A 22526-nucleotide genomic window follows, 5' to 3' on the forward strand; every position below is an offset into this window, starting at 1 on the left:
GTGGTCTGACCTTCGGTACGGAGTCGTCACGACACCATGGAACCAGGCCCGGTCGGTCAGTCCTTCGCCTCGGAGTACGCGCCCACCACCGCGACCGACAGCGGGAACGTCACCGGGAACTCCTGGAACAGCAGGCGTCCGGCATCGACCGCGGCCTCGCGGATCTGCGTCGCCACCCACTCGGCGTGCTCCTCCGGCGCGTGCACCACGATCTCGTCGTGCACGAAGAACACCAGGTGCGGGCCGTCCGTCACCGCCCCGGGGAACCGTGCGGTGAGCCGGGAACGCAGTGATCCCATCCACGCGAGTGCCCACTCGGCCGCGGTCCCCTGCACCACGAAGTTCCGGGTGAACCGCCCCCAGCTCCGGGCCCGCGACTCGACGGCACGCTGCATCGCCGGGGTCCCCTCGACCGTGTAGGCCTGGTTCCGCGCCTCGAACCACGACGCCTCCGGCACGGGCGACGTCCGCCCGAGCAACGTCGTCACGGGTTCGCCGCGCTCCCCCGCCCGAGCGGCGCGTTCGACCAGGTCCAGCGCGCGCGGGAACGCCCGCACCAGGCGCGGGACGAGCCGTCCGCCCTCGCCCTGGGTGGCGCCGTACATCGCGCCGAGCATGGCCACCTTCGCCTGCTGCCGGGTCTCGACGGCGCCCGAGGCCACGACGCCGTCGTACAGGTCGCGCCCGTCGCCGGCGGCGGCCATCGCCCGGTCACCGGCCATCGCCGCGAGCACGCGCGGCTCCAGCTGTGCAGCGTCGGCCACGACGAGCTTCCAGCCGGGGTCCGCGACGACGGCCCCGCGGATGCCCTTCGGCAACTGCATCGCTCCCCCGCCGTCGGCCGCCCAGCGCCCGGTCACGACGCCGCCGACCACGTACTTCGGGTGGAACCGGCCGTCGCGCACCCAGTCGTCGAGCCACGTCCACCCGTTCGCCGTCAGGAGCCGTGCGAGTCGCTTGTACTCGAGCAGCGGCTCGATGACGGGGTGCTCGATCTCCTGCAGTTCCCACTTGCGGGTGCTCGTCACCATGAGCCCGGCACGGCGCAGCGATCGCAGGACGTCGGCCGGCGAGTCCGGGTTGAGCGTCGGGTCGTCGAGGCGCTCGCGCACGACGGCGGCGATCTCCTCGAGCCGCCGCGGTCGCACACCGTAGGGCACACGCGGCCCGAGCGTCTCCTCGAGCAGCCGCTCGTGGACGTCGGCGCGCCACGGCAGGCCGGCGTGCAGCATCTCCGCTGCGACGAGGGCTCCGGCGGACTCGGCGGTCGTCAGCAGCCGGAGCGCGCCGGGTGCCGTCGACCCCGCGACCGCCGCGAGCTGCGCCCGGAACTCGGCGACCGGGTCGAGGTCGTCGTCCGGCTCCGACGCGGTGAACAAGGCGTCGTCGAAGAGCTGTGCCTGCGTCGGCCGGACGACCCGGACCTCGGCCGCCGGAGCGTCGAGCGCGTCCGCCGGTGCCGCCGCGAGTGCGGAACCACGCGCAGCCAGCGCGGCGCGCAGGATCCGTCGGCACAACCGCAGGTCGACGCAGCGGCCCACGCGCCCACCGGAGGCGAGGACGGCCGGGTACCAGCGTGCGGTGTCGTCCCAGACCCAGCGCACGCCCGGTGCGTCGTGCGCGGCGACGAAGGCCGGGAGGCCCGGCTCGTCCAGGCGGATCGGCTCGCCGTCAGCGGTCCCCGCGTCGGTCAGGGGCGTCGCGAGGACGCCGCCGTCGACGCGGCGGAGGACGAGGTGCACGGGACGATCATGCCGTGCCCCACCGTCACTGGTTGACGGGGTGGCGGTTCAGGCGCGCTTCGGACCGCCGGGGCGCACGGCTGCGGTGTCGGCGACGTCGATGCGCACGTCGCCGTCCTCGGCGCGGGACACCTCGACCCGGGGGTCGGCGTCGTGCGCGTCGGACCCGGACATGCGTCGGAAGGTGTCCTGGCGTCGTTCCTCGAACGTCATGTCCACGCCGTCGTCGAGGTGGTCGTGGTCGGGCTTCGTCATGCGCTGCACGGTACGCGCTGACGGCTCCGCGCGATCAGACGGATGCGGTCCCGGTCCGTTCGGTCCAGTGCGCCCCGGCCGCCCACCGGTCGAGGACCGCCCGGGGCAGGCGACCGGACGCGTTCGAGGCCCGAGCTGTGGCCAGCGGCACGCCGAACACGAACTTCGCCACGCTCTCGTCGCCCTCGGCGCCGTCGTGCGGGCCGGGCGGTGCGAGCCGGAACCGTCGGGCGAAGCGCACCAGGTTCGCCTCGGGACCGAGCACCGCGGCCAGGCCGGGGTCGAGGATCCACGAGCGGCACTGCCACCGCTCGGCGGCGAGCGCCGGCGCGAGGGCTCGCAGGACCTCCGGCGCGCGGGCGAACGACCGGTCGCAGGCGTCCGGGTCGAGCGGCCCGGTCTCCGGGACGTGGACGCCCCAGGCCGGCCGGCCGTCCGGCAGGCGGTCGCCGAGTTCGTACTGGAGGCGCCCCACGGCCACCACGCGACCGGTCGCCACCGAGACGAGCCAGTCCACCCCCGTGCCACGCAGGCCGTACCGGTCGAGTTTCCGGTGGACGTCGGCGACGGACGCCTCGGCCAGGCTGCGCGGGAGCCCCCGCGCCTCGAGCGCCACGGCGTTGCCGGGTACGGCCGCGCGGAACGCGGCGACCAGCAGGGCGTCCCGCTGTGCGGGGTCCGCGTCGGCGACGGTGGCGGCCAGTGCGGCCGCCACCGTGGCGGAGTCGTCCGGCGACCCCACGGCGGCGGCGAGGACCGCGACGGACGCGGGACGGGCCTCCTGGCCGGGGGTGTCGGCGGTCACTTCAGACCGGACGAGGCGAGCCCGTCCATCACCCGCCGCTGCAGGACGACGAACATGATGAGCACCGGGGCCATGGCCATCAGGCTCGCGGCCATGAGCACCGGGTAGTCGATCGTCCGGTCGCTCGACAGCGTCGCGAGGCCGGCCGCGAGGGGCATGTCCTCGGCACGCGTCGAGACCACGAGCGGCCAGAGGAGCTCGTTCCACGACCACAGCACGGTCGTGATCGCGAGCACGCTGATCGAGGGACGGGCGAGTGGCAGCATGATCCGCCAGAACGTCTGGAACGGGTTGGCGCCGTCCATGCGCGCAGCCTCTTCCAGCTCGGGCGGCATGTTCAGGAACGCCGTCCGCATCAGGAAGGTGCCGAACGCGCTGAACAGCCCCGGTGCGACGATCCCCATCAGGGTGTCGAGCCATCCGAGCCCCTGCACGATCTGGTACTGCGAGATCAGGTACACCTGCGACGGCACCAGCAGGATCGACAGCACGATCGCGAGCAGGACCGCCCGGCCCCGGAACCGCATGCGGGCGAAGGCGTAGCCGGCGAGCGTGCAGAGCACGATCTGCGCCAGCGTGCGGATGATCGTGACGTACACGGACGTGCCGAGCTGGCTGAGGAACGGCAGGCGCTCGAACACCTGCGCGTAGTTCTGCCACTGCAGCTCTCCCGGCCAGAACGTCGGGGTGACGGACTGCACCTGGGCGTTCGTGGACAGCGACATGATGATCTGCCACACGAACGGGAACGCCATCGCGAAGCCGCCGACGCCGAGGACGACGTGGATCCACCAGTGGCTGCCGCCGCGGCGGCCGGGCCGGCGTGCGGCCCGTGGCGGTGTGACGGTTGCGGTCATGCCTGCACCCACTTCCGTTGGACGCGGAACTGCACGAGCGTGACGATGCCGATGAGCAGGAAGATCACCATGGCGATCGCGGCCGCGAAGCCCTTGTCGTTGTCGATGAACCCGGCGCTGTAGAAGTAGAAGACGAGCGACATCGTCTTCGGGATCACCGGGTTGGTGCTGCCGAGGATGGCGTAGAGCAGGTCGAACAGCTGGAAGCTCGAGATCGTCGTGACGATGACCACGAAGAAGATGCTCGGGCTGAGCAGCGGGACCGTGACGGAACGGAACTGCCGCCAGCGACTCGCGCCGTCGAGTTCGGCGGCCTCGTACAGCTCCGGGGGGATGTCCTTGAGACCCGCGCCGAGGATGATCATCGAGAACCCGAGGGACGACCACAGGCCGACGAAGCTCACCGCGACGAGCGCGAACCCGGGCGTGGAGATCCAGTACGGACCGTCGATGCCGAACAGTCCGATGAACCAGTTCACGATGCCGTAGTCGCCGTTGAACATGATGCGCCAGACGAGGGCGATCGCGGCCGGCATGGCGACGTAGGGCAGGAAGAAGAGGACCCGGTAGAACTGCGCGAACCGCAGGCCCGGGGTGTTCAGCAGACTGGCGAGCCAGACCGCGATCGGGATGCCGGCCAGGACGATGACCGTGTAGACGATCGTGTTGAGCAGCGATTGGTACAGCTGCGGGTCACCGGCGAGGCGGACGTAGTTGGCGACGCCGCTGAACGTCGCCCCGCCGAACACGCCCCAGCTGGTGAACGAGTACCAGAACGTCTGGATGATCGGCCAGATGTAGAACGTACCGACGCCGATGAGCAGCGGCAGGACGAACAGCCACGGCCACCAGCCGTCCGTCCGTCGGGGTGCGCGCGTGCCGCCGGCCGTCGGGCCGGGGGCGCCCCGCCCGGACGACCGCGTCGTCCGGGCGTGGGCGGAGGCGGCCTGCGGCCGCTCGGTGTTGATCGTCATCGGCTCGGGACTCACTGTTCCTTGGCGAGGGCGGCGTCCATCTTCTGCGCGAGCTGCTTCGCGACGTCGTCGACCGGGGTCGAACCGTCGAAGGCGTTCGGCAGGAGGTTGGTCTCGAGGGTGTTCCAGGCGGCGGTGTTCTTCGACACCGGCAGGGGCTTGGCGTAGTCGACGGCGTCGAGGAACACCTGCAGGTCGGCGTCCGGCATCGTCTTCGTGAAGGCGGACTGCGTGCCCTCGTAGGCGGGGATGACGGCGCCCATGTCGCCCTGCTGCTGCTGGGCGGTCTCGCCGGCGAGGTAGACCTGGAGCGCCTGCGCCGCGGCCTTGTTCTTGCTCGCCTCGGACACGACGTTCGAGACACCGTGGATGACGGTCGCCTGCTCCTTGCCCTTCGGCAGGGGGTACACGACGACGTCCTTCTCCATCGCGGTGCCGGTCAGGGCCGAGCGGAACCAGCTGCCGCCCTGGTACATCGCGAGCTTGCCCGACGTGAACCACTGGTCGGCGGTGGTGTCGGTGAGCTGCTTGATCGAGGGCGAAGCGCCCGAGTCGATCAGGTCCGTCCAGAACTGCAGGCCCGCTTCCGAGGCCTTCGAGGCGTACTCGGACTTCGTGCCGTCGGCGTTCACGACCGATCCCCCGGCCTGGAAGATCGTGTCGTAGTAGGTCGTCTGGCCGTCCATGCCGCCGGCAGCGCCGTACGCGCCGTCGGCCTCGAGCTTCTTGCTGAGCTCGGCGCCGGTCTCCTGGAAGTCGTCCCAGGTCCAGTCCTTCGACGGCAGGTCCATGCCGGCTTTCTCGAACAGGGCCTTGTTCACCCAGACGCCGATGGTGTCGAAGTCCTTCGGCACGCCGTACTGGGTGTCGTCGTACGTGTACAGGTCGTTCAGCGCGCTCGAGTACTTCGCGGGGTCGATGTCTCCGGCCTTGATCTCGCCGGTGATCGGCGCGAGCTTGCCGTTGGCCGCGTACAGCTGGAAGTTGGGGCCGTTCATCCAGAACAGGTCGGGAAGCGTGTTGCTCGAGCCCTGGGTCTGCAGCTTCGTCCAGTAGTTGGCGAACGGCGTGACGTCGACGCTGACCTTGATGTCCGGGTACTCCTCGTTGAAGCCCTTGAGGTTGGCCTTGATCGCCTTGACCTGGTTCTCGTCCCAGACGGCGTACGTCAGGTTCGCCTTGGTGTCCTTCGCGGCAGCGGTGTAGTCACCGCCGGAGCTCGACGCCCCGGAGGACGTGGAGCACCCGGCGAGGAGTGCGGCCGCGCCGAGCGCGGCGACGGCGCCGACGAGGATCCGGCGGACGCCGGTCCCTCGGGCGGGGATGTGTGCGGTCATCGGGAGGTCCTTTCGCACGGCCGTCAGGAACCGACGGTCTGGGCGGGGTGGGTGGGGTGCGGAGCGGGTCGTGTGGAGGGTGTGGCGGGCCGGCTGAAGTGCGCGATCGTCTCGGTCGGCAGCGGCGGGACGTCGATCGGGACGGAGCCGGTCCGCAGCGAGCGGGTCGCCAGGGCACCGGCGGCGACCGCGGCGCGCGCCGCGATCGGGGACAGCTCCGTCGGTTCGCCGAGGGCGACGGACCGCAGGAACTCGGTCATGGTGATCAGGTCGGCGTCGGCGTGGCCGTCCTCGACGCCGTCGATCGGGTACTCGCGGTCCCCCGCGGTGTCCCAGCCACGACGGTGCGTCCAGACCTTCACGACGCCACCGCCGGTGTCGCCGATGTTCTCGAGGCGGCCCTCGGTGCCGATGACCGTGTAGTTCCGCCAGTAGTCCGGGGTGAAGTGGCATTGCTCGTAACTGGCCTGCACGCCGTTGTCGAGCGTCATCATCACCATCGAGACGTCCTCGACGTCGACGACGGGGTTCAGCCCGGTCTGCGCGAGCGGCGGCCAGTTGTCGTGGGAGAACCAGTCCCCCATCAGCTCGCCGCTGCGGTCCCTCCGGTCGGTGACGTCGCCGTAGACCGACAGCGACCCCATGCCCACGACGCGGCTGGTGTCCCCGCCGCCGAGCGCGTGGATGACGTCCAGGTCGTGGCTGGCCTTCTGCAGGAGCAGCGAGTTGACGTTCGCGCGGTCGGCGTGCCAGTCCTTGAAGTAGTAGTCCCCGCCGTTGCCGACGAAGTGCCGGCACCAGACGGCCTTGACCTCGCCGATCTCGCCGCGGTCGACGATCTCGCGCATCAGGCGGACGACGGCCGCGTGACGGAAGTTGTGGCCGACGTAGAGCGGGGTGCCCGTCTCGGCGGCGGTGTTGAGGACCGCGTCGGCGTCCTCGACCGTGATCGCGAGGGGCTTCTCGAGGTAGACGGCGATGCCCGCGCGGAGCAGGTCGATCGCGATCTCGGCGTGCGTCCGGTCCGGGGTGGTCACGATCGCGGCGTCGACCTGGCCGGTGAGGTCCCGGTGGTGCTCGACCACCAACGCGTCGGGGTACTCGGCCCGCCCGCGCTCGCGGCCCGCTGCGGTGACGTCCGCCACGGCGACGACCTGCGCCCGCAGTGCCGGTTCCGCGGCGACCGCCTCGGCGACGTGCCGTGCGATGGCGGACCGCTGGCCCATGCCGATCACCGCGACGCGGAGTTTCCCGTTGTCAACGCCCATGCTCATCTCGCTCCCTTGCGTGATTGTGACGCCAATGATGCCGAATCGATCATGAATGCACAATAGGCGCTCACGGATCGCTCATGGGTCCACGGCGGGAGGGTTTTACACGATCGAAACGTCGCGCCCGGGATCCGGGCGCTCGTCCGCCTGCTCAGTCGGCGACGACGAGCTCCACGCCGGCGCTGGCGAGGTCGGCTGCGAAGGCCGGCGGGACGGGCTGGTCGGTGACCAGGACGTCGATGCGGTCCAGCGGGCAGATCCTGGCGAAGGTCGACCGCTCGATCTTGGTCGAGTCGGCGACCACGATGACCCGTCGCCCGACCGACGCGAAGTGCCGGCTGACCTCGGCCTCGCCCTCGTGCATGGTCGTAGCGCCGTACTGCCCGGTCAGGCCGTCCACCCCGAGGACCACGAGGTCGAGTGCGAACTCGTCGAGGGCGTCCCGGACGAGCGGTCCGACGAGCTCGTACGACTGCCGCCGCGCCACCCCGCCCGTGACCACGATCTTGACGTTTGCGCGGACGGACAGCTCGTAGCCGACGTTGAGCGCGTTCGTCACGATGGTGATCCCGAACTCGCCATCGGCCCGGATGAACCGCTCGCTCTTGCCGAGTTCACGCGCGACCTCGGTCGTGGTGGTGCCGCCGTTGAGCCCGACGGTCTCGCCGGGCTGCACCAGTCGTGCGGCGGCGCGCGCGATGGCGGTCTTCGCCTCGGCCTGGCGCACGATCTTGTACTGCAGCGGCAGTTCGTAGCCGGCCCCGAGCGCCGCTGCTCCCCCGTGCGTGCGCGTCACGAGCCGCTGGTCGGCGAGCGTCGTGAGGTCCCGTCGGGCCGTCGCCGCCGAGATCCCCAGCAGCTCCCCGATCTCGGCGATCGACACGTTGCCGCGCTCGCTCACCAGTTCGAGCAGGGCGTTCAGCCGCTGTTGGGGGGTCATGACGGCCATCCTACGGTGCCGTTGCGACCGCTCGGTGATCGGAAATGACGCTTTGGTCTTCCATCGCGCACGATCGCTCGCTACGCTTCCTGATCATCGATCACCCGGATCGAACCGGACCGGAAGGCTCCCATGACCGACACCTTCGTGAGCGCCGAACTGGCCTCCCAGCCGGAGACCTGGCGCGCTGCCGCAGCACTCCTGCCGACCTTCTCGGACGCACTCCCCCAGCCCGGCGAACGCGTCGCGGTGATCGGCTGCGGCACGAGCTGGTTCATCGCGATGAGCTACGCCGTCGCCCGTGAACAGGCCGGCCTCGGGGTCACCGACGCCTTCGCCGGCTCCGAGTACCCCGCATCGCGCGAGTACGACCGCGTGCTCACCATCAGCCGCTCGGGCACCACGACCGAGATCGTCGACCTGCTGCAGGCCCTGCCGTCGCAGCGCACCGTCCTGATCACGGCCGTCGCGGACAGCCCCGCCGCAGCCGTCGCCGACGACGTGGTCGCACTGCCCTTCGCCGACGAGCGCTCCGTCGTGCAGACCCGGTTCGCCACCACGGCGCTCGCCCTGCTGCGCGCGTCGATCGGCGACGACGTCGACGCCCTCGCCACCCAGGCCGAGACCGCCCTGACGGTGCCGATCGACGACCTGCTCGACGCCGAGCAGGTCTCCTTCGTGGGCCGTGGTGCCGCCGTCGGTCTGACGTTCGAGGCCGCGCTCAAGACGCGGGAGGCCGCACAGTTCTGGGCCGAGTCCTACCCGGCGATGGACTACCGGCACGGGCCGATCGCCATCGCGCAGCCCGGCCGGCTCGTCTGGTCGCTCGGCGCCGCGCCGCAGGGGCTCTCCGACGAGGTCGCCGCCACCGGTGCGCGCTTCGTGCAGCACGACCTCGACCCCATCGCCGGGCTCGTCGTCGTGCACCGGTTCGCCGTCGCCCTGGCCGAGGGTCGCGGGCTGGACCCGGACAACCCCCGTTCCCTGACGCGGTCGGTCATCCTCACCTGATGGCGGGCGCAGGCGCGGTGCTCGGGGTCGACGTCGGCGGCACGGGCACCAAGGCTCGGCTGACCGACACCGACGGACTCGTCCTGGACGAGACCCGGGTCCCGACGCCGCGCGACGACCCGTCGGCGGACCGACTGGCCGTCGCCGTCGCCGACCTGGCTGCCCGGGCGCTCGACCGCGGTCGTCTCGACGCCGTCGGGCTCGTCACGCCGGGTGTCGTCGACGAGGCCGCCGGCACCGTCGTCCTCGCGGTGAACCTCGGATGGCAGGACGTGCCGATCCGTGGCCTCGTGCAGGCCGAGCTCGTCCGCCGCGGCATCGACGTCCCGCTCGCCTTCGGCCACGACGTCCGCGCCGGCGCCCTCGCCGAGACCCACACCGGCGACACGGCGCTGTCCCACGGATCGGTCGCCTTCGTGCCCGTCGGCACCGGGCTGGCCAGTGCGCTGGTCGTCGACGGCCAGGTGGTGTCCGGGGGCGGATGGGCGGGGGAGATCGGCCAGGTGCTGATCCCGTCCGGACCGCACGCGGGGCTCCGGGTCGAGGAGATCGCGTCGGCCGGGGGAGTCGCACGCCGCTCCGGCTCCGCGTCGGCGCACGCAGCCATGCTCCGGGTTCGCGACGGCGACCCCGTGGCGACCGCCGTCTGGGACGACTGCGTCGCCGTCCTCGCTGACGCGCTCGCGTGGACGACCGCGGTCGCCGGGTGCCACACCGTCATCGTCGGCGGGGGACTCGCCGAGTCCGGCCCGCTGCTGTTCGGGCCGCTGCGCACGGCGGTGGCCGAACGGCTCGTCGGGGTCCGCGCTCCGGAGGTCCGGCCTGCCGCCCACGGCGACGCTGCCGGAGCCATCGGCGCGGGCCTGCTCGCTCGGCGGCTGCTCGAGAGCGGAGTCCTGCTGTGACCACGCTCGTCCGCGCGCCGCGCATCGTGACCGCTGCCCACGACCTGCACCACGGCTGGATCCTCCTCGGCGACGACGCCACCGTGCTCGCGGTCGGTGTCGGCACACCGCCGCGCGCAGGCACTGCGGTCACCGTCGAGGGCACCGTCGTGCCGGGCTTCGTCGACCTGCACGCCCACGGCGCCCTCGGCCACGACTTCGCGACCTGTTCCACGGAGGATGCCCGGGCAGCGGCGGCACACCACCGGTCGCGGGGGACCACGACCCTCGTCGCCTCGATCGCCACCGGACGCCCCGACGACACCGTCGCAGCGCTCACGCGCCTTCGACCGCTCACCTCGGACGGCACGCTGGCGGGCCTGCACCTCGAAGGGCCGTGGTTGTCCCCGGCCCGCCGCGGAGCCCATCGGATGGACCTGCTCCACGCCCCGGACCCCCTCGAGGTCGAGGCGTACCTGGCGGCCGCCGACGGCGCGCTGCGGATCGTCACGCTCGCACCCGAGCTCCCCGGCGCCCTCGACACCGTGGCGCGGTTCGTCGCCGCCGGGGTCGTCGTGGCGATCGGGCACACCGACGCCACCGCCGAGCAGACCCGCCGCGCGATCGACGCCGGTGCCTCGGTCGTCACTCACCTGTTCAACGGCATGCCACCGCTGCACCACCGCACGCCGGGGCCGGTCGGGGTCGCCCTGACCGACGACCGGGTCCTGCTCGAGTGCATCGTCGACGGACACCACCTCGACCCGACCACGATCGAGCTCGTCCAGCGGAGCGCACCGGACCGCCTGGTCCTCGTGTCCGACGCGATGTCGGCGACGGGCTGCCCCGACGGCGACCACACCATCGCCGGGTCCGCAGTCTCGGTCCGCGGCGGTGTCGCGATGCTCGCCGACGGGTCGTCGTTGGCGGGCAGCACGATCACCGTCGCCGACGCGGTCCGCCGGCTGCTGACGAGCGGGGTCGCGGTACCCGAGGTCGTCGCCGCCTCTGCCACCCGCGCGGCTCGGCTGCTCGGTCGACCGGCGCCGCTCACCGTCGGCGCGCCCGCCGACCTCCTCGTCCTCGACCCCGACACCGGTTCGGTGCGGAGCCCCCTGACACCGGCGGTGGTCGCGTGATCGTCGTCGTCACGCCGAACCCCGCCGTCGACGTCACGTACCGGGTCGCCGAACAGCGCATCGGCGAGACCCAGCGGGTGCTCGACGTCGCGCGGCACCCGGGTGGCAAGGGCCTGAACGTCGGCCGGGTCCTGGCGGCGACCGGTGTCGCGACGCACGCGGTCCTGCCCCTCGGGGAGACGCCCGGCCGCTGGATCTCGACCGCGCTCGACCGCCTGGGCCTCGACCACACCGACGTCGTGGTGTCCGGTACGACCCGCACGACGGTCACCGTGGTCGACGACATCGCCCACCCGACGATGTTCGGTGAGCCCGGCCCGGTGCTCACGGCCGTCGAGTGGGACGCCGTCGCCACGGCGGTCGGCGGACTGCTCGCCGACGCCGACACCACCGCCCTCGTCGTGTCCGGTTCGCTGCCCAGCGGAACCGCGCCCGACGTCGTCGCGAGCTGGGTCGCCACGGCGCACGGGCACGGCGTCCTGAGCGTCGTGGACTGCTCCGGTGCCGCACTGCTGGCGGCGGCGAGCGCCGGCGCCACGGTCTGCAAGCCGAACCGCGAGGAACTGCTCGAGGCCACCGGTGCCACGGACGAACGTGCCGGCGCGCTCCGGCTGCTGGAACTCGGTGCCGGTGTCGTGGTGGTATCCCGCGGGGCGCACGGCATCGCCGCCCACACCGCGGACCGCGTGCTCGAGGTCCCGGCGGTGCCCGGTGTGTCCGGCAACCCGACGGGCGCGGGCGACGCGGCGACCGCCGGTCTCGTCGGCGCTCTGGTCGGCGCGGGTACCCAGCAGGTCCCCGGTGCACCGTTCGCTGACGACACCCTGCTCCGGGCCCTCCGGTCCGCTGCCGCCCACGGGGCCGCCGCCGTCCTGCGCCCGGTGGCCGGCGAGGTCGACCCCGGCGACGTCCACCGCTTCCTGACCCACCCCGACCGAACGAGGACCCCAGCATGATCACCGACCTGGCCCTGACCGGCCTGCTCGACACCGCCCGCACGGCACACCGCGGGGTCGGCGCGTTCAACGTCGTCCTGCTCGAGCACGCCGAGGCCATCGTCACCGGGGCCGAGCAGGCCGGGCTGCCCGTCATCCTGCAGATCAGCGAGAACTGCGTCCGGTACCACGGCGGGCTCGCGCCGATCACGACCGCGACCCAGGCGATCGCCCGGGCCGCCGACGTCGACGTCCTGGTCCACCTCGACCACATCGAGGACCCGGACCTCGTCGCCGCCGGGATCGACCTCGGCGTGGACTCCGTCATGTACGACGGCTCCCACCTGGACTTCGCGGCGAACGTCGCCGCCACCCACGACCTCGCGGTGCGGTGTCACGCCGCCGGCGTCGCCATCGAGGCCGAGCTCGGCGAGGTGGGCGGCAAGGACGGTGTGCACGCTCCCGGCGTCCGCACCGACCCGACCGACGCCGCCGCGTTCGTGGCCGACACCGGGGTGGACGCCCTGGCCGTCGCCGTCGGGACGTCGCACGCGATGCAGACCCGCGAGGCCTCGGTCGACCGCGACCTGGTGGAACGCCTGCGCGACGCGGTACCGGTCTCGTTGGTCCTGCACGGCTCGTCGGGTCTGTCCGACGACGAACTGCGCGGGGCGGTGCGCGCCGGCATGACGAAGATCAACATCTCGACGCACCTGAACGGCCTGTTCACCCGTGCCCTGCGCACCGTGCTCGACGAGCGACCCGACCTGGTCGACCCGCGGAAGTACGTGTCGGCGGGGCGCGAGGCGATCTCCACTGAGACCGCACGACTGCTGACGCTCCTGCACGGCTGAGCGGAAGCAGCGACAACGCGAGCAGCGCCAGCGCCCGCAGCGACAGGGAGCCCGTTCAGCAGAGCGGGACGTTCACCGCGAGCCCGCCCATGGCGGTCTCCTTGTACTTCGACGACATGTCCGCCCCGGTCTGCCGCATCGTCTCGACGACCTGGTCGAGTGACACGTGGTGCACACCGTCCCCGCGCAGGGCCATGCGTGCGGCGTTGATCGCCTTGTTCGCCGCGATCGCGTTCCGCTCGATGCACGGGATCTGCACCAGGCCGCCGATGGGGTCGCACGTCAGCCCCAGGTTGTGCTCCATGGCGATCTCGGCGGCGTTCTCGACCTGTTCCGGTGTGCCCCCGAGGACCTCGGCGAGCCCGGCGGCCGCCATCGAGGCAGCGGATCCGACCTCGCCCTGGCACCCGACCTCGGCGCCGGAGATCGACGCACGCTCCTTGTAGATCGAGCCGATGGCGCCCGCGGTGAGCAGGAACCGCACCACGGCGTCGTCCCGGTCGGCGGCGGTGATCGCGGGGACGTACGTCAGCGCGTAGTACAGGACGGCGGGGATGATGCCGGCGGCGCCGTTGGTGGGCGCGGTGACGACCCGGCCACCGGTGGCGTTCTCCTCGTTCACCGCCATGGCGACGAGGTTCACCCACTCCATGGCGAACAGCGGGTCGTGGTCGGGGTCCTCTCGGGTGAGCTGCTCGTGCCAGGTGCTGGCGCGGCGGCGGACGTCCAGGCCACCGGGCAGGCAGCCGTCCCGTCGGACGGAGCGCTCGACGCACGAGTCCATGACGGCGTGGATGCCGAGCAGTCCGGTGCGGACGTCGGCGTCGGTCCGGGTGACCGACTCGTTGGCGAGCGCCACCCCGCTGATCGGCAGGCCGGACGCGGCACAGGCGGCCAGCAGTTCCGCGCCGCTGGAGAACGGAAACGGGACACGGTCGTCGACGGGGATCGCCGCGCCCGCGACGACGGCCCCGTCGCCCTCGTCCTCGCTGTCGCGCGCGATGAAGCCGCCGCCGATCGAGTAGTAGGTCTCGTCGGCCAGGTCGGTACCGGACGCGTCACGGGCGCGCAGCCGCATGGCGTTCGGGTGCCGGGGCAGCATGGTCAGGGGGTGCAGCACGATGTCGGCGAGCCGGAACGGCACGGGCGCTCCGCCGTCGAGTCGGAGCACGCCGTCCCGTTCGAGGGCATCGAGCGCCGCTGACATCGCGTCCGGGTCGACGGTCTCGGGGTGGGACCCCATCAGGCCGGCGACCACGGCGCCGAGGGTGCCGTGGCCCTGCCCGGTCGACGCGAGCGAGCCGTACAGGTCGACGGCGACGGACGCGACCGGGAGCCCGGCCACCAGGGTGGCGAACTCGGCACCGGCCCGCATCGGCCCGACGGTGTGCGAGCTCGAGGGACCGACACCCACGCTGAACAGATCGAAGACGGAGACCGGCACGCCGCCACACTAACCCGTCCGGACGGACCGGGTCTCGGACTGGCCGCGTCGAGTCTCGGGCTGAGCGACAGATCACGGACCCACGAGCGCGAGAACTGTCGCTCACCGCGAGACTCGGCGCGTGGGCTAGCGGCGGGCGTTGCCCTCGGCCGGCACCACGAACCACAGGACGACGTAGGCGATCCACAAGGGGCCGGGGAAGAGGCTCAGGATCACCCAGCCGATGCGGACGAGGGTGCGGGAGAGGCGGAAGCGATCGGCGAGGCCGGCGCAGACACCGGCGAGGATGCGGCCGTTGCGGGGACGGGAGAGTGTGCTCATGGGGACGACGCTACGCACCAGCGACGAGCAAGGGCATCCGGGCAGTACCCCGGAGCACGGTGGGGACAACCCCCGAACGACCCCCGACCCCCGAGCCCCCGCCGCACACCGAGCCGCCGAACGGCCCCCGGCACCCGTCAGGGGATCAGCACGATCTTCCCGCGGGTGTGCCGCTGCTCCAGCTGCTCGTAGGCGTCCTGCACCCGGTCGAGCGGGTAGGTGGCCGCGATCGGCACCTCGACCTCGCCGTTCGCCACCTGCATCGCGAGGGCGCCGAGGATCTCCGGGTCGGCCGTGTCCGCACTGCCGGATGCCTTCGCACCGACCTCGGCTGCGGCCTCGAACGCGATGATCGTCTCGATGCGGTCGACCGGCACGCCCAGGGCGATCCCCAGGTGCACGTACTCGGGTCCGTAGGTGTCGATGACGGCGTCGATGCCGTTGGTCGCGAGTTCGGTGATCCGCTCCTGCAGGCCCTCGCCGTACGCGACGGGTCGTGCTCGCTTCGACCGGAGCCACTCGTGGTTCGCCTCAGACGCGATCGCGATGACGTCGATGCCCTCGTTCGTCAGCAGTTGGGTGACGAACCCGCCGACACCACCGGCAGCCCCGGACACGACGACGGTCTCGCCGGGACGGGGATCGACGGCACGGACGGCGGCGGCCGCGGTCGTCGCGACGATGTCGAGCCCGCCGGCGACGGTCCAGTCGAGCAGGCGCGGCTTCTGCACGACCTGTTCGGCCGGCACCGACACGTACTCCGCCTGGCTCGCGCGGTCCCACGACCACCCGAGGACCTCTTCGCCCTCGTCGACGCCGTCGACGCCCTCGCCGACCGCGACGACGATGCCGGCGAAGTCGGTGCCCTGTCCGGACGGCAGCGCGTCTGCGGACCCGCCGTCGAACAGCCCCTGGCGGATCGCCGATTCGCCGGGGTTGATGCCGGCGGCGCGGACGCGCACGAGCACCCGGCCGGCGGAGGCCTCGGGGACGGGGACCTCGGCGACGTGCAGCACGGACCGGTCTCCCCACTCGTCGAAGCGGACAGCGCGCATGGTCTCCGGGATCTCAGTCATCGCGTCCGACGGTACCCCGAGCACGACGAACGGTCCGCGTGGACCGCTCCATCGGCGTGACGGTGGGAGACTGGGCGACATGCCCATCCTCAACAAGGACATGCAGGTCTGCATGTCGCTCGCGGCCCGGCCGAGCAACATCGGCACCCGGTTCCACAACTTCCTGTACGACGAGCTCGGGCTCAACTTCCTGTACAAGGCGTTCACCACGACCGACCTGCCCGGCGCCGTAGCCGGCATCCGTGCCCTCGGCATCCGAGGCTGCTCGGTGTCGATGCCCTTCAAGGAGGCGATCATCCCGCTCGTCGACCACATCGAGGAGTCCGCCGCCGCCATCCAGTCGGTGAACACGGTCGTGAACGACGACGGCGTGCTCACCGCGTCGAACACCGACTACGAGGCGATCGCCGCGCTGCTCGCCTCGCACGACGTCGACACCGCTTCTCGCGTGCTGCTCCGCGGTTCCGGCGGCATGGCGAAGGCCGTCACCGCGGCGTTCCGTGGCGCCGGCTTCGACCACCTGACGGTCGTCGCCCGCAACGAGCAGACCGGCCCGGCACTCGCGTCGCAGTACGGCTACGAGTGGGTCGCCGAGGAGCGCGAGGCGGGGGAGACCGACCTGGTCGTGAACGTCACGCCCCTCGGCATGCGCGGCGACCAGCAGGACGCGCTCGCCTTCGCCCAGGACCGGATCGAGGCGGCCCACACGGTCTTCGACGTGGTCGCGTTCCCGTCGGAGACCCCGCTGGTCCGCGCCGGCCGCCAGGCCGGCAAGCACGTCATCACCGGAGCCGAGGTCATCGCGCTGCAGGCAGCACGTCAGTTCGAGCGCTACACGGGCGTCGCCCTGACCGACGACCAGGTGGCGCGCGCCAGCGAGTTCTCGCGCGCCGAGTAGTCGACGCAACCACGAGGACGGACGGGAGGTGGGCCCCACACGCCGGTTCCGGCGTGACGCGCCAGCGGCACGACGGCCGTGACGGGAGGGACGGTGCCAGCTGGCACCGTGCCTCCCGTCCGTCCGTGGGGACGTCTCAGGCGTTCGCCGCGCGTCCGACGGCCACCCACCCGAGCCGGCGCAACGTCTCGTGGTTGCGGACCCAGATGAGCGGCTGCATGAGGAAGTCTGGGACGTACGAGCCCGGACCGGCGACCGCGTTCTCGACGATCGTCACCTTGCAGCCCTTGCGGTGCGGCTCCACGGTCAGTTCCACGCGTGCCTCGCCGATCGGCCACCCCTTCGGCTGGATCACCATGCGGTGCGGCGGGTCCCACACCAACGAGGTCGTGACGTCGTCGATGACGACCGGCCACGCGCCGAACGAGTGGTGCAGGTGCGTGCCGACCTGCGGCCACCCGGGCTCCTGCGCGCGCATGCGTGAGGCGCCGACCACCCAGGTCGTGTAGAGCCAGCCGTCGGCGAGCACGTCGAAGACGTCCTCGGGCGAGCAGTGCAGGATGCGGACGTTCTTGGCCATGGTGTTCAGCCTTCCGGGGTGAGGTCGACGTCGTCGGGCAGCCCGAAGGTGTGCCGGAGCGCGCTCTTCGCGGCACGCCAACCAGCCATGCCGTGCACACCGGGTCCGGGCGCGGACGACTCCGAGCACAGGTACATGCCGCCGCCCATCCGCCACGGGTCGCTGGACAGCACCGGGCGCTTCACGAGCTGCCAGAAGCTCGCAGCACCGGCAGCGATGTCGCCGCCGACGTAGTTCGGGTTGTGGTCCGACATGTGCGCCGCCGTGCGGCTCGACGACTGCAGGATCGTGTCGCGGAACCCCGGAGCGAACCGCTCGACCTGCCGCGTGATCGCCTCGGTCTGGTCGACGTCGGACCCCGCCGGCACGTGCGCGTAGGCCCAGAACACGTGCTTGCCCCCCGGTGCACGGGTCGGGTCGACGACGGTCGGCTCCGAACCGAGCACGTACGGCCGTTCGGCGTGTCGGCCGTGCGCGACCGAGCCCTCCGCCGCGGCGATCTCGGCTCGCGTCCCGCCGATGTGCACGGTGCCCGCCCTGCGCAGCGCCTCGTTCGTCCACGGCACCGGGTCGGACAGTGCGAAGTCGACCTTCGCGGCCGCGTTGCCGAACCGGAACCGGCGGAGCGCACCGCGCTTCGGGGTCGGGATCTGCGAACCGGCGATCCGCAGCATGCCGGGCACGCTCGTGTCGAACAGCACCGCCTTCGCCGGGGTGAGGTCACCGAGCGACCGGACCTCGTGCCCGGTGACGATGCGGCCGCCGTGCGCGACGAGGTCGTCGGCGAGCGCGTCGACGATCGCCTGGCTGCCGCCGATCGGCACGGGCCAGCCGCGGGCGTGTGCGTAGGCGCCGAGCGACAGGGCCGCGGCGGCCGTCGACAGCGAGGGCATGTGCTGGATGGAGTGTGCGGCGACGCCGGACACCATCGCCGGCGCGGCGTCCTGCCGGAAGCGGGCGTTCCAGGCGCTGCTGCCCTGCTCGAGGGCGCGCAGGCCGAACCGCAGCACCGTGAGCGGGTGCCGCGGCACGTGCAGCAGGGCGTCGGTCGCGAAGTCGGCGACCTGGTCGGCGGAACGGGCGAGCGGGCCCATCAGGTTCCGGAAGGCGGGGCCGTCCACACCGAGCTCGGCGGCCGTCCGCTCGAGGTCCTGGTACGCGATGCCCGCGCGACCGCCGTCGAGCGGGTGCCCGTACTGCACCTCGGGCAGGCGGAGCTCGATGCGCTCCTCCATCCGGAACAGCCGGAAGAACTCGGACTGCAGCGCCATCGGGTGCACGGCCGAGCAGACGTCGTGCAGGAACCCCGGCAGCGTGAGCTCCGCGGTGCGCGCCCCACCGCCGATGGTGTCGTTCCGCTCGACGACCTCGACGGACAGGCCCGCTCGGGCGAGCGTCACCGCCGCCGCGAGTCCGTTCGGTCCGGCCCCGACGACCACCGCATCAACCATGGTCCGAGCCTAGGGACTCGTGTCTGCGCGTGGTAGCGGTCAGGGGCGGGCGACGTCGGGGTCGGCCGGGTCGGAGCCGTCCTCGTCGCCGTCGGCGTCGTCGGGCTCGTCGGCGTCGACCGGGGTCGAGCCCACGGGGTGCTCGGCCAGCAACGTCGCGAAGTCCTCGTCGAGCATCTGCTGCAGGCGGTCGTCACGGCCGATCTCGTAGTCGTCGGCCGGACGCTGGGCCCAGCCGAGACGCCCGACGACCGTGGTGCCGATGTCGTCCCAGGCGCGGGCTCGGGCAGCGAGCACGATGCCGTCGACGAAGTGCTGGTCGTCGCGGCGCTTGTCGAGCATCGTCGCGAGTTGCTCGTACGTCGCCTCACGCGTGCGGAGCTTGAGGTCGTCGCCCCGCCGGTAGTCGTGCTGGTGGCGTGAGCGACCCTTCGACTTGCTCGACGTCGACCGGATCTCCCGCATGCGGGCAGCGTCGCCACGCTGTTCCTCGGCCATGCGGTGGAGTTCCTCGCGCGCAGCCTCGGCGATCAGCGCGTGGTCGAAGTAGCCCTGGTCACGCAGCGCGTTCGTGATGATCCGGTTGCCGACCGCGATCGTGACCGCGGCCTTCGCGATGAGGAAGCCCTCGTCGACGGCACGCTTCAGTTCGACCTGGCTGATGGGTCGATCGCGCACGTCGTGGTTGCGTCGTCCGAACAAGGCCATGCTCCGACGATACCGGCGGCGGGTGACCATCCGTCCGCAGGCGGACCCGGATCAGGCCCTGGAGGGACGACGCACCCCGAGCGGTTCCGTAGCGTCGGGTGCATGGTCACGTACTCGGAATCCCCCCGCACCGGTCTCGGGACGGCGAGCCTGGTCCTCGGGATCTGCTCGCTGCTCGCCGGATGGACGTTCGTCGCACCGATCGTCGGGCTGTGCCTGGGGGTCGCTTCCCGGAGCCGGGAACCGCTCGCCCGTGGTCGCGCGGGGTGGGGGATCTTCCTGAACCTCGTCGCGCTGGCCGTCTGGATCCTGCTGCTCGTGCTGGCGGTCGTCGGCGGTGTGTTCGCCGTCTGGCAGGGCGCGACGCAGGGCTCCTGACGCAAAGCTCCTGACGCGCGCGCACGTCGGCGGGGGAGACGCGCCTAGAGCAGCAGGCCGTAGACGGCGACGTCGGCGCGGACGGGCCCGAGCGGCAGCGCACCCCGCAGGGTCCCCTCGTGGGCGAACCCGAGCCGTTCGGCGAGCGCGCGGCTGCGGACGTTGTCGACGCCGGTCCGGATCTCGAGCCGTGCGGTGCCGCGTGCCCGCGCGACCTCGACCAGCACGCCGGCGGCCCGCCCTGCGACACCACGACCCTCGTGTCCGGCGTCCACCCAGTAGCCGAGGGACGCCTGGCCCAGGTACGGGTCGAAGGTCAGCGACGCCACCCCGACGATGCGGTCGTCGGACCGGATGACGCACGGGAGCGCGCGGTCCATCGCGAACTGGCCGAGCAGCCGTTCGGTGTGCAGCCCGATGGTCTCGCGGTCCTGCGGGTCCCACGCCCACGGTTCGGCCGCACGCAGCCGGTCCAGGTTCGCGCGCACGAGCTCCAGCACCGGGTCGACCGTCGTCAGGTCGCGCAGCGTCAGCGTGTACCCGTCGCCGAGGTCCCGCCCGAATGCCGCCACCCGTCAGAGACTATGCACGCGGAGCCCTACTCGTACCGGAGCGCCTCGATCGGGTTCTGCCGTGCGGCGCGGCGTGCGGGGAGGGTGCCGGCGAGGAACGCGATGAACATCACGACGAGGATGATCGTCGCCACCGAACTCGGTGCGAACTGCATGATCTGCAGGCCCGGCAGGTCCTTGAGTACCGTGCCGGCGAGGACGTTCGAGATGCCCGTGCCGAGCAGGATCGCGACACCGGCACCGATCGCGCTGCCGAGGAACCCGATGAACACCGCCTCGAGCGAGAACAGGGTGTACACCTTGCCGCCGCCCATGCCCATGGCCTTCATCAGGCCGATCTCGCGGGTGCGCTCCTGCACGCTCATGAGCAGCGTGTTGATGATGCCGAAGCCCGCCGCCACCAGGGCGATGACGGCGAAGGCGTTCAGGACCCCGACGATGCCGCTGATGACGGTCTGGAACTGACCGAGCTGGTCCTGGATGGTCTGCCCGAGGAACCCGTCGTCCGACAGTGCCTTCTTGACCGTGGTCGCGGAGGCCCCGGAGTCGAGCGTCGCGGTGGCGCTGGCGTACGAGGTCGCGATCGAGTCCGGCTTGCCGACCTCTTGCGCGGCCTGCATCGCGTCGGTGAGCGCGGCGTTCGCCCCGGCCCCGCCTCCGAACAACGACTCGTTCTGCACACCGACCACCGTGGCGGTGAGGGTGTGCTCCTTGCCCTGGTAGTCGTCCACCGCGAAGGTGAGCTCCTTGCCGACGGCGGCCTTCGCGCTGCCGAGTCCGAGGTTCTCCAGGTAGTTCGTCGGCAGGATCACCTGGTTCGTGTCGGTGTCGTCGTCGAGCTGCTTCCCGCTCGCCAGGTCGGCGTCGAGCTCGCCGGCGTTGGCCGTGAGCGAGACGACGTACTTGCCGTCGTCTCCGTGCTCGGCGTACTTCGGTGCGAGGGCGACCGCCGGACGGATGCTCTCGATGCCGTCGATCGCACGGATGTCGTCGACGTCGGACTGCGACAGGTACGAGAACGACGCCGGACCACGGTCGACGCTCTGGCCGGACTCGTCGGGGTCGTACTCCGCGGGGCCGCTGTCGGTCGACGCGGTGTCGACGGCCTTCGTGATGGTCAGGGAGCCGGTGTCGCCGATCGAGGAGACCTGGGTGTCGATGTAGTTGCTGACACCCGTGCCGATCGCCGAGGTGAGCGTGATCGTGAAGGCGCCGATGAAGATCGCGATGACCGTCAGGGTCGTGCGCAGCTTCGACCGGAAGGTGTTCGCGACCGCGGTGCGGAGCAGGTCGAGGAAGTTCATGCGGAGTGCCTTCCGTGCGTGGCCTGCTGGTCGACGGCGGCGCCGGCCGTGGGCACGCCGTCCGATCCGCCGACGATGAGTCCGTCGCGGACGTTGACGCTGCGGTCGCAGCGGGCGGCGAGTTCTTCGTCGTGGGTCACCACGACGAGCGTGATCCCGCGTTCGCGCTGCAGGCCGAAGAGCATGTCCTCGACCACCTGCCCGGTGTTCGTGTCGAGGTTGCCGGTCGGCTCGTCGGCGAAGATGACGCTCGGCTCGCCGACCAGCGCGCGTGCGATGACCACGCGCTGCTTCTGCCCGCCGGACAGGTCGTTGGCGTCGTTCTTCGCCTTGTCGGCGAGGCCGAGGGAGTCGAGCGCCGCCATGCCGCGGCGCTTCCGTTCAGCACCGGAGACGCCGGCGATCTTGAGGGGGAGAACGACGTTGTCGAGCACCGAGGTCTTGGGGGTCAGGAAGAACTGCTGGAACACGAACCCGAAGGTGCTGTTGCGCGTGCGGTTCACCTGCCGCGCACCGAGGGTCGCCGCATCGGTGCCGTCGAGCAGGACCTGCCCGGTCGACGGCTTGTCGAGCAGTGCGAGCAGGTGCATGAGCGTCGACTTGCCCGAGCCGGACTTGCCGACGATCGCCAGGCTCTCGCCCTGGTGCACCTGGAGCGACACCCCCTTGAGCGCGTCGAACCGCGTCGGGCCTCGGCCGTAGGTCCTGGCGAGGTCACGGGCCTCGAGCACGGGAGTGGTCATGGCCCCACCGTAGTGTCCGGTGCACGACTGCAAGTTTGCGTTTGCTG

Annotated in this window: 24 protein-coding genes; 7 read left to right on the forward strand and 17 right to left on the reverse strand. The window is 71.8% G+C overall.

The features are described from left to right. Positions 1-56: 56 nt before the first annotated feature. The 8 genes from KZI27_RS19410 to KZI27_RS19445 all read right to left on the reverse strand — a co-directional run bounded on the left by KZI27_RS19410 (position 57) and on the right by KZI27_RS19445 (position 8181). Positions 57-1742: a bifunctional 3'-5' exonuclease/DNA polymerase gene (locus KZI27_RS19410; RefSeq protein WP_222658872.1), complete on the reverse strand. Its 1686-nt coding sequence runs from the start codon at positions 1740-1742 to the stop codon at positions 57-59. 48 nt (positions 1743-1790) lie between these two features. After that, positions 1791-1997 (reverse strand): hypothetical protein, encoded by a 207-nt coding sequence (locus tag KZI27_RS19415; RefSeq protein WP_111083557.1) that lies wholly within the window; start codon positions 1995-1997, stop codon positions 1791-1793. 34 nt (positions 1998-2031) lie between these two features. Next, the gene (locus tag KZI27_RS19420; protein ID WP_222658873.1) at positions 2032-2802 is read right to left on the reverse strand and encodes a hypothetical protein; all 771 of its coding nucleotides are present in this window, start codon (positions 2800-2802) and stop codon (positions 2032-2034) included. Next, positions 2799-3659, reverse strand: coding sequence for a carbohydrate ABC transporter permease (locus KZI27_RS19425; RefSeq protein ID WP_261783989.1), 861 nt, complete (start codon positions 3657-3659; stop codon positions 2799-2801). The genes KZI27_RS19420 and KZI27_RS19425 overlap by 4 nt, the downstream gene beginning before the upstream one ends. Continuing rightward, complete coding sequence (locus KZI27_RS19430; RefSeq protein ID WP_222658874.1) at positions 3656-4633, reverse strand: carbohydrate ABC transporter permease; 978 nt, start codon at positions 4631-4633, stop codon at positions 3656-3658. Before KZI27_RS19430 ends, KZI27_RS19425 begins: the two co-directional genes overlap by 4 nt. Positions 4634-4644: 11 nt before the next feature. Further along, a complete protein-coding gene (locus KZI27_RS19435) occupies positions 4645-5970 on the reverse strand; it encodes an ABC transporter substrate-binding protein (protein WP_222658875.1) in 1326 nt (441 codons plus the stop codon). A gap of 23 nt (positions 5971-5993) precedes the next feature. After that, a complete protein-coding gene (locus tag KZI27_RS19440; RefSeq protein ID WP_222658876.1) occupies positions 5994-7244 on the reverse strand; it encodes a Gfo/Idh/MocA family protein in 1251 nt (416 codons plus the stop codon). Positions 7245-7392: 148 nt separating this feature from the next. Continuing rightward, positions 7393-8181 (reverse strand): DeoR/GlpR family DNA-binding transcription regulator, encoded by a 789-nt coding sequence (locus tag KZI27_RS19445; RefSeq protein ID WP_261783990.1) that lies wholly within the window; start codon positions 8179-8181, stop codon positions 7393-7395. A gap of 132 nt (positions 8182-8313) precedes the next feature. On the opposite strand from KZI27_RS19445, the gene KZI27_RS19450 reads away from it, so the two are divergent. The 5 genes from KZI27_RS19450 to KZI27_RS19470 are packed head-to-tail and all read left to right on the forward strand — an operon-like array spanning position 8314 to position 13004. After that, positions 8314-9192 (forward strand): SIS domain-containing protein, encoded by an 879-nt coding sequence (locus KZI27_RS19450; RefSeq protein ID WP_222658878.1) that lies wholly within the window; start codon positions 8314-8316, stop codon positions 9190-9192. Then, positions 9192-10097 (forward strand): ROK family protein, encoded by a 906-nt coding sequence (locus KZI27_RS19455; RefSeq protein ID WP_222658879.1) that lies wholly within the window; start codon positions 9192-9194, stop codon positions 10095-10097. Before KZI27_RS19450 ends, KZI27_RS19455 begins: the two co-directional genes overlap by 1 nt. Beyond that, positions 10094-11215 carry an N-acetylglucosamine-6-phosphate deacetylase gene (gene nagA / locus KZI27_RS19460; protein WP_222658880.1) on the forward strand — a complete coding sequence of 374 codons (1122 nt, stop codon included), beginning with the start codon at positions 10094-10096 and terminating at the stop codon, positions 11213-11215. The genes KZI27_RS19455 and nagA overlap by 4 nt, the downstream gene beginning before the upstream one ends. Next, the gene (locus KZI27_RS19465; RefSeq protein WP_222658881.1) at positions 11212-12171 is read left to right on the forward strand and encodes a 1-phosphofructokinase family hexose kinase; all 960 of its coding nucleotides are present in this window, start codon (positions 11212-11214) and stop codon (positions 12169-12171) included. The genes nagA and KZI27_RS19465 overlap by 4 nt, the downstream gene beginning before the upstream one ends. Further along, a complete protein-coding gene (locus KZI27_RS19470) occupies positions 12168-13004 on the forward strand; it encodes a class II fructose-bisphosphate aldolase (RefSeq protein WP_222658882.1) in 837 nt (278 codons plus the stop codon). Before KZI27_RS19465 ends, KZI27_RS19470 begins: the two co-directional genes overlap by 4 nt. A 55-nt stretch (positions 13005-13059) precedes the next feature. On the opposite strand, the gene KZI27_RS19475 is transcribed toward KZI27_RS19470, so the two are convergent. The 3 genes from KZI27_RS19475 to KZI27_RS19485 all read right to left on the reverse strand — a co-directional run bounded on the left by KZI27_RS19475 (position 13060) and on the right by KZI27_RS19485 (position 15845). Next, positions 13060-14448, reverse strand: coding sequence for an L-serine ammonia-lyase (locus KZI27_RS19475; protein WP_222658883.1), 1389 nt, complete (start codon positions 14446-14448; stop codon positions 13060-13062). Between the two features lie 126 nt (positions 14449-14574). Further along, complete coding sequence (locus KZI27_RS19480; protein ID WP_222658884.1) at positions 14575-14769, reverse strand: PspC domain-containing protein; 195 nt, start codon at positions 14767-14769, stop codon at positions 14575-14577. A 137-nt stretch (positions 14770-14906) separates the two neighbouring features. Next, positions 14907-15845, reverse strand: a complete 939-nt coding sequence (locus KZI27_RS19485; RefSeq protein ID WP_261783991.1) for an NADP-dependent oxidoreductase — start codon at positions 15843-15845, stop codon at positions 14907-14909. 79 nt (positions 15846-15924) lie between these two features. On the opposite strand from KZI27_RS19485, the gene KZI27_RS19490 reads away from it, so the two are divergent. Further along, the gene (locus tag KZI27_RS19490; RefSeq protein WP_222658885.1) at positions 15925-16743 is read left to right on the forward strand and encodes a shikimate 5-dehydrogenase; all 819 of its coding nucleotides are present in this window, start codon (positions 15925-15927) and stop codon (positions 16741-16743) included. A gap of 136 nt (positions 16744-16879) precedes the next feature. Here KZI27_RS19490 and KZI27_RS19495 read toward each other — a convergent pair whose 3' ends face one another. Genes KZI27_RS19495 through KZI27_RS19505 form a run of 3 tightly spaced genes read right to left on the reverse strand, consistent with a single transcriptional unit; the run spans position 16880 to position 19482 of the window. Next, positions 16880-17323, reverse strand: a complete 444-nt coding sequence (locus KZI27_RS19495) for an SRPBCC family protein (RefSeq protein WP_123311539.1) — start codon at positions 17321-17323, stop codon at positions 16880-16882. A 5-nt stretch (positions 17324-17328) separates the two neighbouring features. Beyond that, the gene (locus KZI27_RS19500) at positions 17329-18774 is read right to left on the reverse strand and encodes a phytoene desaturase family protein (RefSeq protein ID WP_222658886.1); all 1446 of its coding nucleotides are present in this window, start codon (positions 18772-18774) and stop codon (positions 17329-17331) included. Positions 18775-18813: 39 nt separating this feature from the next. Further along, positions 18814-19482: a hypothetical protein gene (locus KZI27_RS19505; protein ID WP_111083572.1), complete on the reverse strand. Its 669-nt coding sequence runs from the start codon at positions 19480-19482 to the stop codon at positions 18814-18816. Between the two features lie 102 nt (positions 19483-19584). Here KZI27_RS19505 and KZI27_RS19510 point away from each other — a divergent pair, with 102 nt between their 5' ends. Continuing rightward, on the forward strand, positions 19585-19860 hold the full coding sequence (locus KZI27_RS19510) for a hypothetical protein (protein WP_222658887.1): 276 nt from the start codon (positions 19585-19587) through the stop codon (positions 19858-19860). Positions 19861-19904: 44 nt separating this feature from the next. Here the strand turns inward: KZI27_RS19510 and KZI27_RS19515 are convergent, their stop codons facing one another. The 3 genes from KZI27_RS19515 to KZI27_RS19525 are packed head-to-tail and all read right to left on the reverse strand — an operon-like array spanning position 19905 to position 22479. Further along, positions 19905-20432, reverse strand: a complete 528-nt coding sequence (locus tag KZI27_RS19515; protein WP_111083574.1) for a GNAT family N-acetyltransferase — start codon at positions 20430-20432, stop codon at positions 19905-19907. A 26-nt stretch (positions 20433-20458) separates the two neighbouring features. Next, a complete protein-coding gene (locus tag KZI27_RS19520; protein ID WP_222658888.1) occupies positions 20459-21736 on the reverse strand; it encodes an ABC transporter permease in 1278 nt (425 codons plus the stop codon). Beyond that, positions 21733-22479, reverse strand: coding sequence for an ABC transporter ATP-binding protein (locus KZI27_RS19525; RefSeq protein ID WP_222658889.1), 747 nt, complete (start codon positions 22477-22479; stop codon positions 21733-21735). Before KZI27_RS19525 ends, KZI27_RS19520 begins: the two co-directional genes overlap by 4 nt. Between the last annotated feature and the right edge of the window lie 47 nt (positions 22480-22526).

Origin of the sequence: Curtobacterium sp. TC1 (assembly GCF_019844075.1) — a bacterium.
In the GTDB taxonomy this organism is placed as follows: Bacteria; Actinomycetota; Actinomycetes; order Actinomycetales; family Microbacteriaceae; genus Curtobacterium.

Bases quoted from the DNA above. Each gene is read 5' to 3' on its own strand.
- KZI27_RS19415 (WP_111083557.1), bottom strand. From the start codon at position 1,997: ATGACGAAGCCCGACCACGACCACCTCGACGACGGCGTGGACATGACG.
- KZI27_RS19425 (WP_261783989.1), bottom strand. From the start codon at position 3,659: ATGACCGCAACCGTCACACCGCCACGGGCCGCACGCCGGCCCGGCCGC.
- KZI27_RS19430 (WP_222658874.1), bottom strand. From the start codon at position 4,633: ATGACGATCAACACCGAGCGGCCGCAGGCCGCCTCCGCCCACGCCCGG.
- KZI27_RS19435 (WP_222658875.1), bottom strand. From the start codon at position 5,970: ATGACCGCACACATCCCCGCCCGAGGGACCGGCGTCCGCCGGATCCTC.
- KZI27_RS19440 (WP_222658876.1), bottom strand. From the start codon at position 7,244: ATGAGCATGGGCGTTGACAACGGGAAACTCCGCGTCGCGGTGATCGGC.
- KZI27_RS19445 (WP_261783990.1), bottom strand. From the start codon at position 8,181: ATGACCCCCCAACAGCGGCTGAACGCCCTGCTCGAACTGGTGAGCGAG.
- KZI27_RS19450 (WP_222658878.1), top strand. From the start codon at position 8,314: ATGACCGACACCTTCGTGAGCGCCGAACTGGCCTCCCAGCCGGAGACC.
- KZI27_RS19455 (WP_222658879.1), top strand. From the start codon at position 9,192: ATGGCGGGCGCAGGCGCGGTGCTCGGGGTCGACGTCGGCGGCACGGGC.
- KZI27_RS19470 (WP_222658882.1), top strand. From the start codon at position 12,168: ATGATCACCGACCTGGCCCTGACCGGCCTGCTCGACACCGCCCGCACG.
- KZI27_RS19480 (WP_222658884.1), bottom strand. From the start codon at position 14,769: ATGAGCACACTCTCCCGTCCCCGCAACGGCCGCATCCTCGCCGGTGTC.
- KZI27_RS19485 (WP_261783991.1), bottom strand. From the start codon at position 15,845: ATGACTGAGATCCCGGAGACCATGCGCGCTGTCCGCTTCGACGAGTGG.
- KZI27_RS19490 (WP_222658885.1), top strand. From the start codon at position 15,925: ATGCCCATCCTCAACAAGGACATGCAGGTCTGCATGTCGCTCGCGGCC.
- KZI27_RS19495 (WP_123311539.1), bottom strand. From the start codon at position 17,323: ATGGCCAAGAACGTCCGCATCCTGCACTGCTCGCCCGAGGACGTCTTC.
- KZI27_RS19500 (WP_222658886.1), bottom strand. From the start codon at position 18,774: ATGGTTGATGCGGTGGTCGTCGGGGCCGGACCGAACGGACTCGCGGCG.
- KZI27_RS19505 (WP_111083572.1), bottom strand. From the start codon at position 19,482: ATGGCCTTGTTCGGACGACGCAACCACGACGTGCGCGATCGACCCATC.
- KZI27_RS19510 (WP_222658887.1), top strand. From the start codon at position 19,585: ATGGTCACGTACTCGGAATCCCCCCGCACCGGTCTCGGGACGGCGAGC.
- KZI27_RS19520 (WP_222658888.1), bottom strand. From the start codon at position 21,736: ATGAACTTCCTCGACCTGCTCCGCACCGCGGTCGCGAACACCTTCCGG.
- KZI27_RS19525 (WP_222658889.1), bottom strand. From the start codon at position 22,479: ATGACCACTCCCGTGCTCGAGGCCCGTGACCTCGCCAGGACCTACGGC.